Here is a 16,525-nt window from a genome sequence, read left to right as displayed (position 1 = left end):
AAGCCGTGATCAACAATGTGCGAAACAGTACACGTATGGTCGGCAGAAATCCCTTAGCCTCCCGCGCACGGCGTCACTCTCCCTTTGGGGCTATTCGTGGCCTGTTTCCCCTGCCATGGAGGCATTCCGCCTCATTACCGTCACCCGAGGCACACGAAGGTTGCTGGGAATTCACCTAGACCTCCGGTGTTTGAAAGTCCGTGCGATCGCCTATCGTTGGGCGGGGTCAGCCGAAAAGAGCTGCCGAACGTCTAGCTGCCCGCTGCCCGACAGCCGACAGCGCGTCCGTCGGGACGCCGACGTGACAACACAAGCGCGAGGGTGAGGAAATGCGGCCCAGGATCGATCCGCAGGACGCGGACGACTTCGCCGTCACACCGGCCGGCCAGGTCTACCTCCAGGAGGTCGGCCAGTCATTGAACGGGCTCCTCGCGGACCGGCCGCCGCCGAACGTCCACCGGACCATCGCCAACCACCCGACGCTGCTGCCCGCGATGTGGCCGCTGATGTCGCATGTGGCGGGCGACATCCTCGCGCCGCGCGAGCGCGAGCTCGTCATCCTGCGGACGGCGTGGCGTTCACAGGCGGCGTACGTCTGGGCGCATCACCATGCCGCGGGACTCCTCGTCGGGCTGACCGAGACGGAGATCGCCCGAGCCGCCTCGGAGGACGCCACCGGCTGGACGCCCTTCGAGGCGGCCCTCCTCAAGGCGGTCGACGAGCTCCACACCAAGTCGGCGATATCGGACAGCACCTGGAAGCAACTCGCCGAGCAGTACAGCGAGGAGCAGATCCTCGAACTGCTGGCCCTCGCCGGAACCTACAAAACCCTGGCGTTCATCCTCAATTCCTGTCTGGTTCCGGTCGACAGCTGGATGGAGCGTCCGGCGCTGCTGCCGGCGGACCCGGGGCAGATGACCTCCGGCAGGCATGCCCGCCCGCGCGAGTCGCTTCCGGGATCGGGCGCCGAGACATGGAACCGACGCATCGTGTTGCAGAACGACACCGGGCTCTCGCAGCTCACACCCTCGGCGGCCCACCCCGAGCCGCCACTTCATGAGATCCTCGTCCGCTATCCGGACCTGATGTCCACGGCCACGCAGGCCCCCGAGGCCGGCTCGCCGCTCCTGCTGATCCGCAGGAACTCCTCGGACATCATGCCGGACACGGACGGCTACTCCTTCAGCGCCACCCATCTGTTCGCCGATTCCACAGGTGTCCCGATTCTCGCCGAAGTGGTGGAACCACACGACACCTGGAACGCGCACAGCGCCCTGTCCAAAATTCTCGACTACGCGGGCAGTGGGGCCCGGCACTGGCCGCTCCACATACTGCAGCGCTCGCTCGAGTACACCGCGCAATTGCAGGACAACACCGCGGACGGTTTGCTGGAGGAGATGGGCTATCCGATCGACCAGGGCTCGTTCCTCCGCACGATCGAGGCGAATCTGGCCCTGGGCAGGCTCCGTATGGTCATTGTGGCCAGTCAATTCCCGCCCGAATTCAACCGGGTCATCTCGTTCCTCGGCCAGCAGCTCCGCCCCGCCGAGGTGTACGGCGTCGAACTGCGCCGCTTCTCCGACGGGTCCCAGGCGGCGTACATACCGAGGGTGGTCACCTGAGCGGGGAAGCCCCCGCGGACGGCTGAGGCGGGCCGGGGCCGACGGCCCGGCCCGCCTTCACTCACCCACTGGCCCGTTCACTCGCCCGCGGGCGACTTCTTGCGGATCAGCGTGATGCCGTCCGCCATGGGGACCAGCGACATCTCCACCCGCGGATCGTCGTGGACCAGCTTGTTGAACGCGCGGATCCCGGCGGTGTCGACGTCCTGCGCCTCGGGGTCCACGACCCTGCCGAAGAACAGGGTGTTGTCGACCACGATCAGGCCGCGGTCGCCGAGGAGCGTCAGCGCCATCTCGTAGTAGTGCGGGTAGCCCTGCTTGTCGGCGTCGATGAACACGAAGTCGAACGTGCCGGGACCCTCCTCCGCGAGGATCGCCTTCAGGGTGTCGGCCGCGTCACCGACACGCAGGTCGATCCGCCCCTCGACGCCCGCCCTGGCCCAGTAGTCGGCGCCGATGCCTGCCCAGCGGTCGGTGATGTCACAGGTGACCAGCTGACCGCCGGGCGCGAGCGCACGGGCCAGGCACAGGGTGCTGTATCCGGTGAATGTGCCGATCTCCAGGATCCTTTTCGCCGGGGTGAGTCCGGCCAGCAGCGTCAGCAGCTGGCCCTCCTCGGGCATGACCTGCATCGCGGTGCCCGCGGGAAGCTCCGCCGTCGTCTCGCGCAGCTGCCGCAGGACCGCGTCCTCCCGCAGGGAGAACTCCCGGATGTACTCCGAGAGCGCGGCCGGGAGACCTACCTGGTTCGCCATGCGTCATCCATCTTCTCTGGCTTCTCTGGCTTCTCTGGTCTTCTCACGTCGGAACCGGCCGGGAGGTGTGCCTCCCGGCCGGCGAGGGCTCAGACGCCCTGGAGGCTGACGGCGTGCAGCTCCATCGTGGGCGGCGGGTCGGACGGCGCCGGGGACAGATGCAGCCGCTGGATCTCCTCCTGTGCGGGCGCGGACAGTCCGGCCCGGCAGTCGCACGGCTCGTCGGTGAAACCGGCGAAGCGGTAGGCGATCTCCATCATCCGGTTGCGCTCGGTCCGCCGGAAGTCGGCGGCCAGGTGGACACCCGCCTGGGCGGCCTGGTCGCCGAGCCAGCGGAGGATCGCCGAACCGGCGCCGAACGACACCACACGACACGACGTGGCCAGCAGTTTGAGATGCCAGACGTGTTCGTGCTTCTCCAGCAGTTGGAGACCGATCGCGCCATGCGGCCCGAACCGGTCGGTGAGCGTGGTCACCAGCACCTCATGGCGTGGATCGGCCAGCAGCGCACGCAGATCGGTGATGGAGTAGTGCACACCGGTGGCGTTCATCTGGCTGGTGCGCAGCGTCAGCTCCTCCACCCGGGAGAGCTCCTCCTCGGTGGCGCGTCCGATGCGCATCACCAGTTCCAGCGAGCGCAGGAAGTCCTCACTCGGCCCCTGGAAATCCGCCTCGGCCGCCTTCCGCTGGAATCCGGCCTGGTACATCTGCCGACGGCGGCGCGCGTCCACGGTCACCGTCGCCGGGTTGAACTCCGGCAGGGCGGAGAGCCCGGACAGCTGCTCGGCGTCATAGCAGCGGACCTCGGGCAGATGGAACTGGACCTCCGCCCGCTCCGTCGGCTGGTCGTCGATGAAGGCGATCGTGCCGAGCGCGAAGTTGAGCTCGGCGGCGATCTCCCGCACCGAATCGGACTTCGGACCCCAGCCGATGCGCGGCAGCACGAAGTACTCGGCGACGCCCAGCGCCTCCAACTGCTTCCACGCCAGGTCGTGGTCGTTCTTGCTGGCCACGGACTGCAGGATGCCGCGGCTGTCCAGTTCGGCGATGAGTTCTCTGACCGGCGCGGGGAGCGTCACCGTCCCGTCCTCCAGCAACGTGCCCTGCCACAGGGTGTTGTCGAGGTCCCACACCAGACACTTCACGATCGAGGTCTGTTCAACCACGGCTCTTCCTTGTCTCGGTTCGCCAACTCATGTCGCGGGCATGGACACGGCGTGGTCGGCGAGGATCAGCTGACAGATCTCCGTACTGCCCTCGATGAGTTCCATGAGCTTCGCGTCGCGGTACGCGCGCTCGACCACATGGCCTTCGTGCGCGGCCGCCGACCCCAGGACCTGCACCGCCGTGGCGGCGCCCTGCGCGGCCTGGACCGCGCTCACCTGCTTGGCGAGTACGGTGGCGACGACCATCTCGGGAGAGCCGTCGTCCCAGCACCGGCTGGCGTGTTCGCACACCCGGGTGGCGATCTGCTCGGAGGTCAGCAGATTCGCCAGGTGGCGGGCGACAAGCTGGTGCTCCGCGAGCCGCTTTCCGAACTGCGTCCTGGTGCGGGCATGGCCACGGGCGGCGTCGAGACAGGCCCGGAGGATACCGACGCAGCCCCAGGCGACCGAGATCCGCCCGTACGCCAGCGCGGTCGTCACCAGGAGCATCAAGGGCTGTCCACCGCCGAGCAGCGCGGTGGCGGGCAGCCGCACCTCGTCGAACCGTACATGCGCATGGCCCGCCGCCCGGCAGCCGGACGGCTGCGCCACCCTGGTCACGGTGACGCCCGGAGCCGAGGTGGGCACCACGACGGCGGCCGCACCTGAGCCAAAGCGTCCGACGACAACGATCATGTCGGCGTAGTGGGCCGCGGTCGTCCAGACCTTCTGGCCGCGGACGATGACGGTGTCATCGTCCCGCTCGATGGTCGTGGTCATCGCCGACAGATCGCTGCCCGCCTCCGGCTCGCTGAACGCGACGGCGGCGAGCTGACCCCCGGCCAGTTTCGGCAGGTACTCGGCGTGCTGTTGCGCGCTGCCCAGGCGCTGAATGGTCCACGCGGCCATGCCCTGCGAGGTCATCACGCTCCGCAGGGAGCTGCACCGGCTGCCCACGAACGCGGTGAACTCGCCGTTCGCCGCGCTGCTCGCGCCGAGTCCGCCGGACGCCTCCGGCACCCCGGCGCACAGCAGGCCGCGAGCGGACAGCGTGCGCAGTACGTCGTCGGGGATCAGACCGGTCCGGTCCCACTCCGCGGCCCGGTCGCCGACGAGGTCGTCGACGAGGTCACGGGCGCCGTCGAGCGGCTCAGTCATCGGCGGACTTCTCGGCGCCGCGCAACCGCACCACCAGAGCGGTCATGGCCTCGATGGTGCGGAAGTTGTCCCGCTTGAGGTCGTCTCCCAGGATCTGTACGGAGAAGGCCTGTTCCAGATGGACGACGAGTTCCATCGCGAACATCGACGACACCAGCCCGGACCCGAAGAGGTCCTGGTCGGCAGGGACCTCCGCCTTCACCCGCTCCGAGACGAACGCTGTGATCGCCTGCTCGGTCGCCTCGGCGGTGACTGCCTGGTCCATACTCACGAAAGCACCTCTCCATAGTTGTAGAACCCGCGCCCTGTCTTGCGCCCCAGATCACCGCGGCGCACCTTCTCCATCAGAAGTTCACAGGGTTCGAAGGTGGAATTTCCGGTCCGCTCGGCAAGCAGCCGAAGAGCGTCCGCGAGATTGTCGAGTCCGATCAGATCGGCGGTGCGCAGCGGACCGGTCGGATGACCGAGGCAGCCGTGCATCAGCTGGTCCACGGCCTCGACACTCGCGGTGCCCTCGGCCACGATGCGCGCCGCTTCATTGATCATGGGGTGCAGCAGCCTGCTGGTGACGAACCCCGGCGCGTCACGCACGACGACCGTCTTCCTCCCCAGTCGGCCCAGCAGGGACAGGATCGCGGCCATGGCGGCCTCGCCGGTCTGCGGGCCGCGCACCACTTCCACCATCTCGATGAGATAGGAAGGATTCATGAAGTGCACCCCGGCCAGTTCCGCGGGCCGCTGCACCGACTTCGCCAGTTCGGCGATGGGAATTCCCGAGGTGTTGGTGATCAGCGGCACCCCGGCGGGGACCGTGCCGGAGAGGTCCGCCATGACCCGCGCCTTGAGCGAGGCGTCCTCGGTGATCGCCTCGATCACCACATCGGCGTCCGCGACATCGCCGCTGGAGAGCGTCGTGGTCAGTGTCCCGGTGGTCTGGGAGGCGGGGAAGGCGCCCATGAACTGCCCGTGCCGCAACAGCTGGGCGATTTCCGCTCGGGCGCTCTCCAGCACGTCACCCGAGACATCGACCAGCACGACATCGACCCCACGGCCCAGCGCGAGTGCGGTGATGTTGCGTCCCATTACCCCGGCACCGACGACAGCGATCGTGTCGGATGCGGAACCCGCCATCCCCTGCCTCCAATCGTCACTCAGATGTGTGCGCCCTCCGTAGGGCGCACAACAAGTGAATGCCAACAGGAACGGCAGACCACTGCTTCAATGGCACTTTCAGGTAAAAATACTAGTAGGACGCCGTTACCCGTGGTTCGTTAGGGCGGGAGTGGGAGGTAGGGGCTGAGTGGTCGGCCGGTACTGACTGCGTTGACCAGGTTCTGTGGCTCTGCTGGCGGGGGCGTGCTGGACCAGGCTTTCCACCAGCGTTGCAGCATGATGGTGAGGATCAGCCAACGTCCGTCCCACGGACATGGAACGCCGTCCGCCCCGGGAGCCTCCCGGAGCGGCGGACGAGCCGGACGCCGAAGCCCTGTCCTCAGGGACGCCGCGCCGAGGTGAGGCGCTCGTCCAGCGTGGCGGCGAACTCTTCCGCTCGCGCCAGTTGGGTCCGCAGATCCGCCACCCGCTGCCGCGCGGTTTCCTGGTAACCGCGCACCCGGTCCAGCAGCTTCTCCTGCTCACCGGGCGGCACCGCCCTCGACGCGATCGCGACCAAGTACGCCCAGCGGGGCAAGACCGTCGAGATCACCGGCCTGAACGAAGCCAGTGCCCACCTTCACGGCAAGCTCAGCGGCGAACTCACCGCCGGCCACTGACCTCAGCGATTCCGCCCCGAAAGGCCCCTGCCCGAGGGCAGGGGCCACGTGGCTACTGGATGGGTTGGGCGGCGCTGATGTCGCTGAGCGCGGAGTCGGGGTCGCGCTCAAGGGCGAGGTCGCCCAGGGAAACGATGCCCACCGGCCGGTTCCCTTCGACGACGGGCAGTCGGCGCATGGCCCGCTCCCTCATCAGCTGCACCGCTCGGTCGGTGTCATCGTCGGGGGAGACGGCGATCAGGTCTTCACTGCAGACCTCCTGAACGGGCTTGGCGCCGGGGTTCCCGCCCTCGGCAAGCGCTCGTATCACCAGGTCCCGGTCGGTGACCAGACCTCGGAGCTGATCGCCTTCGGTGACCAGGACGTCGCCGATGTTCTCCTCCCGCATGCGGCGGGCGACATCGGCCACCGGGGTCTGCGGCTGGACCGCGACAGGAGGTCTGGTCATGATCTCTCGTATGCGCTGCGACATGGAAACGCTCCTCAGTGCCTGAAGGTGCGGATCCCCCTTGGCCTGTACAGCGGCCTTCGCGGCTCCGAGTACCCGGCGAACCGCTTGTACCTCGTTGTGCGGGAGGGTTTCTGTTCCCTGAGGTGGGTGCCAAGGACAGGGCATCGCCCCGCGGGCGCCGCTCAGGTGAGCAGCTGCCGGAGAGATCCGGGCCGGGCACTCGCCGGCCGGGAATCGGTGTAAGCGGCTCGTATGGCCCAGGTGGCGATCACACCGCCGTTTGACGTGGAGAGGTGGAATAGGGGCCGCTTTCGCCGTCGGCGATGGCCTGGGAGAGGCTGTCGAAGACCGGAATGAACCGGGCCAGTTGCGTGAGCCTCAGCAGGCGCCGGACCTTTCCCTCAGGGCACACCAGGCGCAGTCCGCCGTGACGCCTCCGGGCTTCCCGGTCTGCGGCCGCGAGCGTGCTCAGGCCGCTCGCGTCACAAAAGCTCAGCCGGGAGAAGTCGACGATGATTCTGGCCGGATTGCGAGCGGCGATGAGCTTATCGAGATGGTGCCGCAGTTGGTCCCGCGTCGCGAGGTCGAGTTCCCCGTCCACCTGGATGACCGGCCATGCGTTTTGCCGGTGGAAAGAAATCTTCAGCGCGTCCATGAATCTCACCCCGTCCCCGGCAGGACGCCGGGCAGGTCTGAACTCCTCCGCTTGATGAGATCCGGTTTTGCGTGGCCTCGTCTCCCCCCCCCTCATAGTTCGCATATACCAAATAAGAGACATTTCGACAAGATTCTCCTGGGTTTGCCTGTGAGGAATCTGTGAGGTTGGCGCCGCGCTGGACCTGGTATGCGAAGGAGGTTGTGACGGCAGGGAGGCGAGGTGACCTGCCGTGGAATGGGTGCCTTCGCTGATGGCTGCCGCGGACCGGAGTGGCCGGACCGTGCGGGCTGCGGTGTTTTCCGTGCGTGATCGGCGGCTGCCGCCGGCCGAGGCGGCGCCCAAGCAGGTTTGGTGCCGACGTCCGCGGTCGCAGGCAGAGAGCTGAGAATTCCGACGAGCCGGACCCACGCGCCGGTGTGCGGATCCAGCACGAGCTCTCCTTCGCGGGAAGAACGGGCGACGTTCCAGACGATCCCGGCCCCGAGCGCCGTGGGCGGCGGTGACCACCCAGGGGGGAGCCGTCGCCCACATCGCCATGCGTTTCCCTCCGACGCCGTATCGGCCGCGCGTGTCCAGCGCACTCGTGCCAGGCTCGGGAACGAACAGTCGGCGACTGACCACGCAGCGGGGTCGGAAGCGGAACGGCAGGAGGGCGAGCGCGGTTTGGCCAATGAATCCGAGCCGCCCACCGGGCGTGCGGAACGGATGTTCACCACGCTCGACAAACGCCTGCCGCTCGCCGCCGCCGGCAAGGAGTTCCTGCGCAAGGCGTTCCCCGACCACTGGTCCTTCCTGCTGGGCGAAGTCGCCCTGTACAGCCTGGTCGTCCTGGTGGTGACGGGCGTCTGGCTGACGTTCTTCTTCCACCCCGACATGACGGAGACGCCGTACACCGGTTCCTACGAGCCGCTACAGGGCGTGATGACGTCGGAGGCGTACACGTCGGTGCTGCACATCAGCTTCGAGGTGCGCGGCGGTCTGCTGATCCGGCAGGTCCACCACTGGGCCGCCCTGGTATTCGTCGCCGCGATCGGCCTGCATCTGCTGCGGATCTTCCTCACCGGCGCCTTCCGGCGGCCCCGGGAAGCCAACTGGATGGTCGGCGTGACACTGTTCCTGCTGGCCCTGCTGGAGGGCTTCTGCGGCTACTCGCTCCCCGACGACCTGCTGTCCGGCACCGGTCTGCGCACGGCCCAGGGCATCATGCTCTCGGTCCCCGTCGTCGGCACCTATCTGTCGTTCTTCGTCTTCGGCGGGCAGTACCCCGGACACGAGATCATCCCGCGCATGTACGCGGCCCACATCCTGCTGCTGCCGGGACTTCTGCTGGCCCTCGTCGCCCTGCACCTGACGTTCATCGTGTACCACAAGCACACCCAGTGGGCCAGGCCCGGCCGGACCAACCGGAACGCGGTCGGCAAGCCGCTCTTCCCGCAATACGCCGCCAAGTCCCTGGGGCTGTTCTTCACCGTGACGGGTGTGCTCACCCTGCTGAGCGCGCTGCTGCAGATCAACCCCATCTGGTCGGTGGGCCCCTACCGCGCCGACCACGTCTCGCTCGACTCCCAGCCGGACTGGTACGTGGGCTTCCTGGAGGGCGCGCTGCGTCTGATGCCGGCCGCCGAGACGAACGTCGCGGGGCATACGATCGTGTGGGACGTCTTCCTGCCGGGGGCGGCGCTGCCCGTGGCCCTGTTCGTGATCCTCTACGGCTATCCGTACTTCGAACGGTGGATCACCGGGCCCTTCCCCGAACAGCATCTGTGCGACCGCCCGCGCAACCAGCCCACCCGCACCGCCCTCGGTGTCGCCGCCGTCTCCGCCTACGCCGTCCTGCTCATGGCGGGCGGTCAGGACGTCATCGCCTTCGTCTTCAGCACCTCGGTGGAACTGGTGACATACACCCTCCGCACCGCCCTGTTCGTGCTGCCGTTCCTGGCCTACCACGCCACCAAACGGGCCTGCCTGGGTCTCCAGGCGGCCGACCGCCGACGGCTGGTGGAGGGGCGGGCAACCGCCGAGGTACGGCAGAACGCGGACGGCGGCTACGAGCAGGCCCGGACGCTGCTGCCCGCGGCCGAGGCGTACCGCATCCTCGTACGCGCCGAGCCGGAGCCACGGGCGCCCGGCACGGAGGCATGGCGCTGGTTCCACCGGCACCACGTCCGCAACGCGCTCAGCCGCTGGTACCTGGGCAAGCGGGTGGAACTGCCCGCCACCGACCGGCAGCGACACGCCATCGAAGTGGTGCACGCCGCCCCGGGCGAGGCGGAGGAGGCCGACCACAGGTGAGCGACGGGCCCCGCTGAGCACGGACGCGATCCGGCCGCCGACCGGTCAGCCGGGCGGGGCGGCCCCAGGCGTCGGGCCAGATCCGCGACCCCGGTCGCCTGCCGGTCGGCTGGCCGCGCCGCCGACGGGTAGTGCCCCGGCGTGTGCCGCAGCCAGACGGTGGAGAGACCGGCACGGGCGGCGCCGTCGATGTCCCACGGGTGCACCGCCACCATCGTCGCCGCGCCGTTCGTCAGGGTGACCAGGCGGTATCCGGCCGTAGGACACCCGGGCGGCCGTCAGCGACCATGGGGATCACCGCCCCGCAGCGCGAGCGGGAGCGCGTCCGCCGCCTGCCGTTCCTCCCGGCTGATCCAGGACCAGGTGACGGCGGCGGCGGCGATGCCGAGGGGCAGCATGCCGACGATCATGGCGAGCCCTTCCACGGAGTGTCCGGCCGCGATCACCCCGAGCACCGGAAGGTCCAGCAGCGGGACGGCCAGGAACAAATACAGGCACGCGCCGGGATCGCTGAGGCGGTGCCGGGTACGCACCACGACGGGCGCCCAGAACGCCACCGCGGCCGGCAGCAGGAGCAGCTCCGACACCATGGTGACAGCGGTGGGCATCGGACGCATCAGGCCGGCGAGCATCGCCCAACCGTGCAGCAGGACCAGCAGGGGCAGGGCCACGCCCGGGGGCAGGCTCACCCGCTCCCACAGCGACGCCCGTCTCAACGGCCACATGACGCCCGGCACCACCGCGGCCAGCGCGAAACCCGACAGGGCCATCGCGGCCACGGACGACAGCTGCGTGGCGTGTGCCGAGTGGTCCATCACCGGTTCTACTCCTCCCGTGCCGTCGTGCCGCGCACCGCGAGAGCCACCGCCACGAGCAGCAGCGGCCCGGCGAGGGCCAGCAGCCACGCGCCGTAGACGAACGCCAGCGCGACGAGGAGGAAGCCGAAGGCGGCGGGCACCACCGCACTGGCCGCGCGGTCCGGCACCCGATAGCGGACGTGCTGGTCGGGCCCGAGGCGGGAGGAGGCGAGCACGGCCACGGCCGCCAGCTCCAGCAGCACGACGACGCCACCCCACAGCCAGAACACCATCGCGCTCTCGCCGTACACCGCCAGCACCGCGAGCAGCACACCGTTGAGGAGGCCCCAGCCGGCCACGACGACGACGGACAGGTGCCGCTTCACGGCCGCCCCCCGTCGGCCGCGGCGGCCTCCTCGTCCCGCCGCTGCCGCAGGTCCAGCAGCGGGGCGAAGCCGGTTACGGACGGCACCGGGTGGTCCGGGGTGAAGTTCAGCCGGGGCGGCGGGGACGTGGTGGCCCATTCCAGGGTGTGCCCGCCCCACGGGTCGTCCGGGGCCCGCTCGGCGCTCCCCAGGGTCCGCCTGCGCAGAGTCCACAGCACATTGACGGCGAACACCACCACGCTCGCGGCGAGGACGGCGGCACCGATGCTGGACAGCAGGTTCAGCCAGCCGAAGCCCTCGAAGGACGCGTACGTCGACACCCGGCGCGGCATGCCGAGGTAGCCGAGCGCGAACATGGGCAGGAACGTGACGTTGGTGCCGATCACCAGCAGCCAGAAGTGCAGCCGGCCCGCCCGGTGGCCCAGCATCACGCCCGTGACCTTCGGGAACCAGAAGTACACGGCGGCGAACAGCCCGAAGGCGCTGCCCGCGAACAGCACGTAGTGGAGGTGCGCCACGACGAAGTAGCTGTCGGTCACGTGGTAGTCGATCACCGGGGTGCCGAGCATGATGCCGGTGAGCCCGCCGATCAGGAACTGCGGGATGAAGGCCAGGGCGAACAGCATCGGCGGGCCGAGGCGCAGCCGCCCGCCGAGAATGGTGCCGATCATGGAGAAGTACTCCACGCCCGCGGGGACGAGCAGGGCGATGGAGGTCAGCGAGTAGTAGTCGTTGGTCACCTGGCCGGTGGCGAACATGTGGTGCCCCCACACGCTCATCGACATCGCGGCGAACACCAGCAATGACAGGACCGTGCCCGTGTAGCCGAAGAAGCGGCGCCCGGCGAAGACGGCGAGCACCTCGGACACGGCGGCCAGGTAGGGGAAGAACATGACGTACACGACCGGATGGCCGTAGAACCAGAACAGGTGCTGGTAGCCGATGTTCCACACGTTCGATTGGAAGATCGCCGGGTCGGCGCGTCCGACGGCGAGCAGGCCGAGCGCGGCCAGCAGGGCGGGGAAGGCACCGATCACCATCAGACAGGTGGCGACCATCGACCAGGAGAACACGGGCAGCCGCAGCATCGTCATCCCGTGGGTCCGCCTGCGCAGCACCGTCCACAGCACGGCCCAGCCCATGACGATGGTCCCGGTGGTCGCCAGGAACACCCCCACGATCCACAGGTCGGAGCCCGCACCCGGCGAGTGGACGCTGTCGGCCATCGGCGGATAGGAGAACCAGCCGTCGGCATGGGCCCCGTTGGGCGTGGCGAAACCGGCCAGCATGACCAGCGCCCCGAGGACGTAGAGCCAGTAGCCCAGCAGGGTGAGGCGTGGCATGGCGATACCGGGGGCCCCGATCTGGAGCGGCACCAGGTACACGCCCATGCCGATCGCGAACGGGGTGACGACCATGTAGATCATGCCCGAGCCGTGGAGGGTGAACAGCTGGTTGTAGAACTGCGTGCTCACCAGGTGCTGCTCGGGCTGGGCCAGCTGGGCCCGCATGGTCAGCGCGAAGGTGCCCATGACCAGGAGCAGCACCAGCGAGGTGCCGATGGTCAGCACGCCGATCCGCTTGTGGTCGGTGCTGGTCACCCAGCCCAGCCAGCCGCTCGGCGGGATCGGCCGCCCGCCGGTGCCCTCCTCGGCGGTGGGTGGTGCGACGGTCATGCCGCCGCTCCCTGCTGTCCGCCGTGCACATACCGGTCGTACTCCTCGGGCGAGACCGCCTTGATCCAGAAGTGCATGGTGTGGTGCCGAAGGCCGCAGAACTCCGCGCACTTGCCCAACCAGCGGCCCTCCCGGTTCAGGGTCAGGGTGAAGGAGTTCACATGGTCGGGGAAGGCGTCCATCTTGTACCGCAGTGCCGGAACCCACAGCGAGTGGATGACGTCGCGGGAGGTCAGCCGCAGCTTCACGGGACGGCCGGTCGGCACGACCAGGGTCGGCAGGTCGTCGCCCCGGCACGTCCCGGAGGCACTGCGCCGCTGGGGTGCCTGTGGGTAGCTGAAGGTCCAGCACCACTGGAAGGAGGAGACGTCGACGCGCACGGGTGGGCGCTCGGCCGTCCGGTGTTCCCGGTGGTTCTGCCACGCCGTCCACGCCACCAGGAACACGCCGAACGCGGCCAGGACGGCAACGTAGTAGGCCTCCAGACGCGGGCGCTCCGCTCGCCCGGAGGCGGCGGTCCGCCGCCCGGCCCGCCGCCTGAGCAGCGCGCAGACCAGGAGGGCGAGCACGATGGCGAAGACCCCGGCCGAGACGACCGCCTCCAGCGCGAAGACGCGGCCGAAGATATGACGCTGCTTCATCGCGCGACCCGGTTCGCGCGGTTGGTGGCCCTCAATCGAATGCTCTCCACGTTCGCCCGGGCCTCTACCGTTCGGCGGAAGTCCCCAAGATGCATTCGATCGCTCCCGTCGTACTATTCCAGAACGCAGCCAAGCGGACATTACGGGCAGGCCGAACGGTCCGCGAGCGGACACACCGCCGATCGGAGTGCCGCGGTATCCGGCACTGACACCCGGTACCGCGTGCCTGCCAGCAGGTCGGGCTGACCCGAGGTTCGAGCGGGAGCACGCCGGCGGCTGCCCGATGAACCTTGGGCTTACCTACGCCGCGCGGACGCCGACCGCGGTGACGACTCCCGCGAGGGCGCCGATGACCCACCGGTGGCGCGGTGGTGGCAGTGGCCCCACAGCAGTGCGCTGCCGTCGAGCCGCGGGGGCTCGATTCCGGAAGACTGGAAGAACTCCGGGAAGTGGTAGGCGTTGCGGGTCCGGCCGCCCGCAGCAGATGTGCTCGGCAGGCATGATGACCCGCCAGCCCGCCGCCTCGATCGCCTCCACACAGGCCACCCCGCCGTGACCACCGAGGTGGTCGACAGCCGGACGGACCGGAGTGCCCCTCCGCCCCCGACCTGGCCGACGGCCTTCGTGTCAATCTTCCCGTTCATCGCTGAGACGTACCGCCGTCTCGAGGAGTTGGGCGTGGACGAACGCCTGGGGCAGGTTGCCGCGGAGCTGGCGCTGGCGGACGTCGTATTCCTCGGCGAACAGCCCCGGTGAGCCGCAGGCGGCCCGGGTGCGTTCGAACCAGCGGAACGCGCTGACGGGATCGCGCTGGCGGTGGGCGGCGAGCGCCATCATGAACCCGCACAGCAGGAAGGCTCCCTCCGCCTCGCCCAGGGGCCGGTCGCCGTGGTCGAAACGGTAGAGGTAGCCGTCCTCGGACAGCCGTTCCGCGATGAACCGGCGGGTGCGCGGCCCACTGGGGTCGTCCGGCGGGAGGCAGCCGCGTGCGAGGGGCAGCAGCAGGGCGGCTTCCGGCCCGTCGTCGCCCTCGGCGCGGCGCCAGTGGCCCCGGGGGCTCAGACAGCGGCGGCGGGTCTCGCGCAGGATCGCCTCGGCGAGGCCGTCCCAGTCGCGCGCCGCCCGGCCCCCCACCGCGCGCGCCGCGGCGCGCAGACCGGCCACCGCGCACAGCCGTGAGTGGGTCCACCAATGGTTTTCCAGCTCCCACAGACCGGCGTCCGGGCGCGTCCAGTTGCGCTCGACGGCGTCCACGGCCACGTCGAGGGCGCGGCGGGCGTCCGCGTCGAGGCGGTCCAGCCGTGCGGCGGCGGCGTAGAGCTGGAGGATCTCGCCGAAGGAGTCCAGCTGGAACTGGCGGCCGGCGCGGTTGCCCACCCGATCGGTGCCGCCCGGATAGCCGGGCAGCGGCAGGGAGCGTTCCTCGGCCACCGGGTCCCCGGTGACGGTGTATGCGGGGCGCAGTTCGCCACCGTCGGCCAGCAGACGCTCGGTCATGAAGCCCACGGTCGCGTCCAGGAGGGGGTGCGGGCCGTGCGCCGCCACCGCGAGACCGGCGTAGCACTGGTCGCGGATCCATGCGAAGCGGTAGTCGTAGTTGCGTTCACCGTTGGCGCGCTCCGGAAGCGAGGTGGTGGCGGCGGCCACCATGGCGCCGGAAGAGCTGGTCAGCCCGTGGAGGATGGCGTAGGCGTGCCGGGCGTCGCGCGGGGCGGCCAGCCCGGAGCAGTCGGGTACGGCGTCGGCCCAGTGGCGTTCGGTCGCCTGCCACAGCCGCTCCGCGTCCAGCTTCTCCGTCCCCGCCCGGGTGCCGATCTCCAGGACGAGATCCCGCACTTCGCCGGAGGCCACCACGAAGCGCGCCTCCAGCGCACCCTGCGGGCCAGGGGTGGCGTCGGCCGCTCCGGTGAGGCGCAGGTGCAGTCCACCGCCGTGGGCGAACCAGGTTCCGCCCTCCCGCCGCAGGCCGGTCATGGGGTGGGCGCCGAAGCCGGGGCGGACATCGAGCCTCAGCGTCACACGGGCGTCGCCGCGCACCGCCCGGATCCGGCGCAGTACGACGAGCCGGTCCGGGTCGGCGGGCACGGCCAGCGCCTCCCGGCATTCGATCTCGCTGTCACCGGTGAGCCAGCGGCCGACATGGATGAGGGTGCCCTCCTCGTAGGAACCGCCCCAGACGTTCCAGTGGTCCTCGGGACCCAGGAGGTACTCCCCCGGTCCGCCGATCAGGGTCGAGAACACCGCGTCGCTGTTCCAGCGGGGTGCGCACAGCCACACCATCTCGCCGCGCGGCCCCACCAGGGCGCCGCGCTCACCGTCTCCGAGAAAGGAGTACTCCCGGAGAGTCCACGGTGACGAGGCGTGGTCGCCCGGGGGCGTCGGGCCGAGTTGGCGGCCCGGGGGCGTGTCGGTCATCCTTCGCCTTCCTCTTCCCGCGCAGGTTCCCCGGTGGTGGCCGCGCCCCGCCGCCGGGTGACCCAGGCGATCAGGGCGGCGCCCGCGATCAGCAGGACGAGCCCGAGGAGCATGCCGTACAGGGGTGGTCCCGGCCGGGCGATTCCAGAGGTAATCAGCAGGGCGGTGGCGGCCGCGGGCGGGTGCTGGGCCTCGATCAGTTCGAGCGCAAGGAGAGTCAGGCCCACGGCGAGCGCCTGGGCGCCTATCTGCGGCCAGGTGTCGGATTTTTGTTCGGCGACGGAGGGGTGCTCCCAGAGTCCGAAGACGGCCAGGCACGCGAGTCCGCAGACGGTGGCCACCATGTGTCCCAGCGAGGAGTTGCGCAGCCGGGCCGCCTCACTCTCCGGATGGGCCAGGAGCACGTATGCCGTCGGGCCGAGCGTGGTGGTCAGCATGATCCAGCCGACGCCCTGGCCGATCGCGCCGACGATGGCCAGCAGCGCCGCCGAGGCCAGGAAGAGACGCCTACCGGCCGCCCACCGCCTGCCGATCCGAGCCGGAAACGTCTCAGTACTGGGCATGTGTGCCATCCGGCCCCTCCTCTTCTCACCGGGTACCCCGGGTACCCGGTGATGGCACGGCAACCGGGGAAAGCACGGCGCCCATCCGGCGAACTCGGCATGGCCCCGGCGATTGACCCCGACCTTCGTGGCAACTCGGCACAAATGATGTCAGGAGGTTCCTCCTCATGACCACACCTGGTTCCCGCATCGAA

16 protein-coding genes are annotated in these 16,525 nt (G+C 69.5%); 2 read left to right on the top strand and 14 right to left on the bottom strand.

Annotation, left to right across the window (positions count from 1 at the left end; all coding sequences use genetic code 11):
• Positions 1-329: 329 nt before the first annotated feature.
• Positions 330-1,622: a carboxymuconolactone decarboxylase family protein gene (locus ACMTAK_RS42585; protein ID WP_413811078.1), complete on the top strand. Its 1,293-nt coding sequence runs from the start codon at positions 330-332 to the stop codon at positions 1,620-1,622.
• 77 nt (positions 1,623-1,699) lie between these two features.
• Here ACMTAK_RS42585 and ACMTAK_RS42580 read toward each other — a convergent pair whose 3' ends face one another.
• From ACMTAK_RS42580 to ACMTAK_RS42540, 8 genes are all read right to left on the bottom strand, one after another.
• Positions 1,700-2,377 carry an O-methyltransferase gene (locus ACMTAK_RS42580; RefSeq protein WP_413811077.1) on the bottom strand — a complete coding sequence of 226 codons (678 nt, stop codon included), beginning with the start codon at positions 2,375-2,377 and terminating at the stop codon, positions 1,700-1,702.
• 89 nt (positions 2,378-2,466) lie between these two features.
• Positions 2,467-3,543, bottom strand: a complete 1,077-nt coding sequence (locus ACMTAK_RS42575) for an HAD-IIIC family phosphatase (protein WP_413811076.1) — start codon at positions 3,541-3,543, stop codon at positions 2,467-2,469.
• 27 nt (positions 3,544-3,570) lie between these two features.
• Positions 3,571-4,680, bottom strand: coding sequence for an acyl-CoA dehydrogenase family protein (locus ACMTAK_RS42570; protein ID WP_413811075.1), 1,110 nt, complete (start codon positions 4,678-4,680; stop codon positions 3,571-3,573).
• Complete coding sequence (locus ACMTAK_RS42565) at positions 4,673-4,945, bottom strand: acyl carrier protein (RefSeq protein ID WP_413811074.1); 273 nt, start codon at positions 4,943-4,945, stop codon at positions 4,673-4,675. The genes ACMTAK_RS42570 and ACMTAK_RS42565 overlap by 8 nt, the downstream gene beginning before the upstream one ends.
• Before the next feature lie 2 nt (positions 4,946-4,947).
• Entirely contained in the window at positions 4,948-5,811 is an 864-nt protein-coding gene (locus ACMTAK_RS42560) for a 3-hydroxyacyl-CoA dehydrogenase family protein (RefSeq protein WP_413811073.1), read from the bottom strand.
• 361 nt (positions 5,812-6,172) lie between these two features.
• Entirely contained in the window at positions 6,173-6,385 is a 213-nt protein-coding gene (locus ACMTAK_RS42550) for a hypothetical protein (protein WP_413811072.1), read from the bottom strand.
• Between the two features lie 119 nt (positions 6,386-6,504).
• Positions 6,505-6,924: a CBS domain-containing protein gene (locus ACMTAK_RS42545; protein ID WP_413811071.1), complete on the bottom strand. Its 420-nt coding sequence runs from the start codon at positions 6,922-6,924 to the stop codon at positions 6,505-6,507.
• Between the two features lie 247 nt (positions 6,925-7,171).
• Positions 7,172-7,558, bottom strand: a complete 387-nt coding sequence (locus ACMTAK_RS42540; protein ID WP_413811070.1) for an STAS domain-containing protein — start codon at positions 7,556-7,558, stop codon at positions 7,172-7,174.
• A 708-nt stretch (positions 7,559-8,266) separates the two neighbouring features.
• Here ACMTAK_RS42540 and qcrB point away from each other — a divergent pair.
• Positions 8,267-9,853, top strand: coding sequence for a cytochrome bc1 complex cytochrome b subunit (gene qcrB / locus ACMTAK_RS42535; protein WP_413813166.1), 1,587 nt, complete (start codon positions 8,267-8,269; stop codon positions 9,851-9,853).
• A gap of 278 nt (positions 9,854-10,131) precedes the next feature.
• Here the strand turns inward: qcrB and ACMTAK_RS42530 are convergent, their stop codons facing one another.
• From ACMTAK_RS42530 to ACMTAK_RS42505, 6 genes are all read right to left on the bottom strand, one after another.
• A complete protein-coding gene (locus tag ACMTAK_RS42530) occupies positions 10,132-10,668 on the bottom strand; it encodes a hypothetical protein (RefSeq protein WP_413811069.1) in 537 nt (178 codons plus the stop codon).
• Positions 10,669-10,676: 8 nt separating this feature from the next.
• Positions 10,677-11,036 carry a hypothetical protein gene (locus ACMTAK_RS42525; RefSeq protein ID WP_413811068.1) on the bottom strand — a complete coding sequence of 120 codons (360 nt, stop codon included), beginning with the start codon at positions 11,034-11,036 and terminating at the stop codon, positions 10,677-10,679.
• Positions 11,033-12,712 carry a cytochrome c oxidase subunit I gene (locus tag ACMTAK_RS42520; RefSeq protein WP_413811067.1) on the bottom strand — a complete coding sequence of 560 codons (1,680 nt, stop codon included), beginning with the start codon at positions 12,710-12,712 and terminating at the stop codon, positions 11,033-11,035. Before ACMTAK_RS42520 ends, ACMTAK_RS42525 begins: the two co-directional genes overlap by 4 nt.
• Positions 12,709-13,353, bottom strand: a complete 645-nt coding sequence (locus tag ACMTAK_RS42515) for a cytochrome c oxidase subunit II (protein WP_413811066.1) — start codon at positions 13,351-13,353, stop codon at positions 12,709-12,711. The genes ACMTAK_RS42520 and ACMTAK_RS42515 overlap by 4 nt, the downstream gene beginning before the upstream one ends.
• A gap of 627 nt (positions 13,354-13,980) precedes the next feature.
• On the bottom strand, positions 13,981-15,768 hold the full coding sequence (locus ACMTAK_RS42510; RefSeq protein WP_413811065.1) for a glycoside hydrolase family 15 protein: 1,788 nt from the start codon (positions 15,766-15,768) through the stop codon (positions 13,981-13,983).
• Entirely contained in the window at positions 15,765-16,340 is a 576-nt protein-coding gene (locus ACMTAK_RS42505; protein WP_413811064.1) for an HPP family protein, read from the bottom strand. Before ACMTAK_RS42505 ends, ACMTAK_RS42510 begins: the two co-directional genes overlap by 4 nt.
• Positions 16,341-16,525 lie beyond the last annotated feature (185 nt).

Origin of the sequence: Streptomyces lacaronensis (assembly GCF_047337785.1) — a bacterium.
GTDB lineage: Bacteria > Actinomycetota > Actinomycetes > Streptomycetales > Streptomycetaceae > Streptomyces > Streptomyces lycopersici.
The sequence above is the reverse complement of the archived record's forward strand: the minus strand, read 5'-3'. Positions and strand labels throughout refer to the sequence as shown.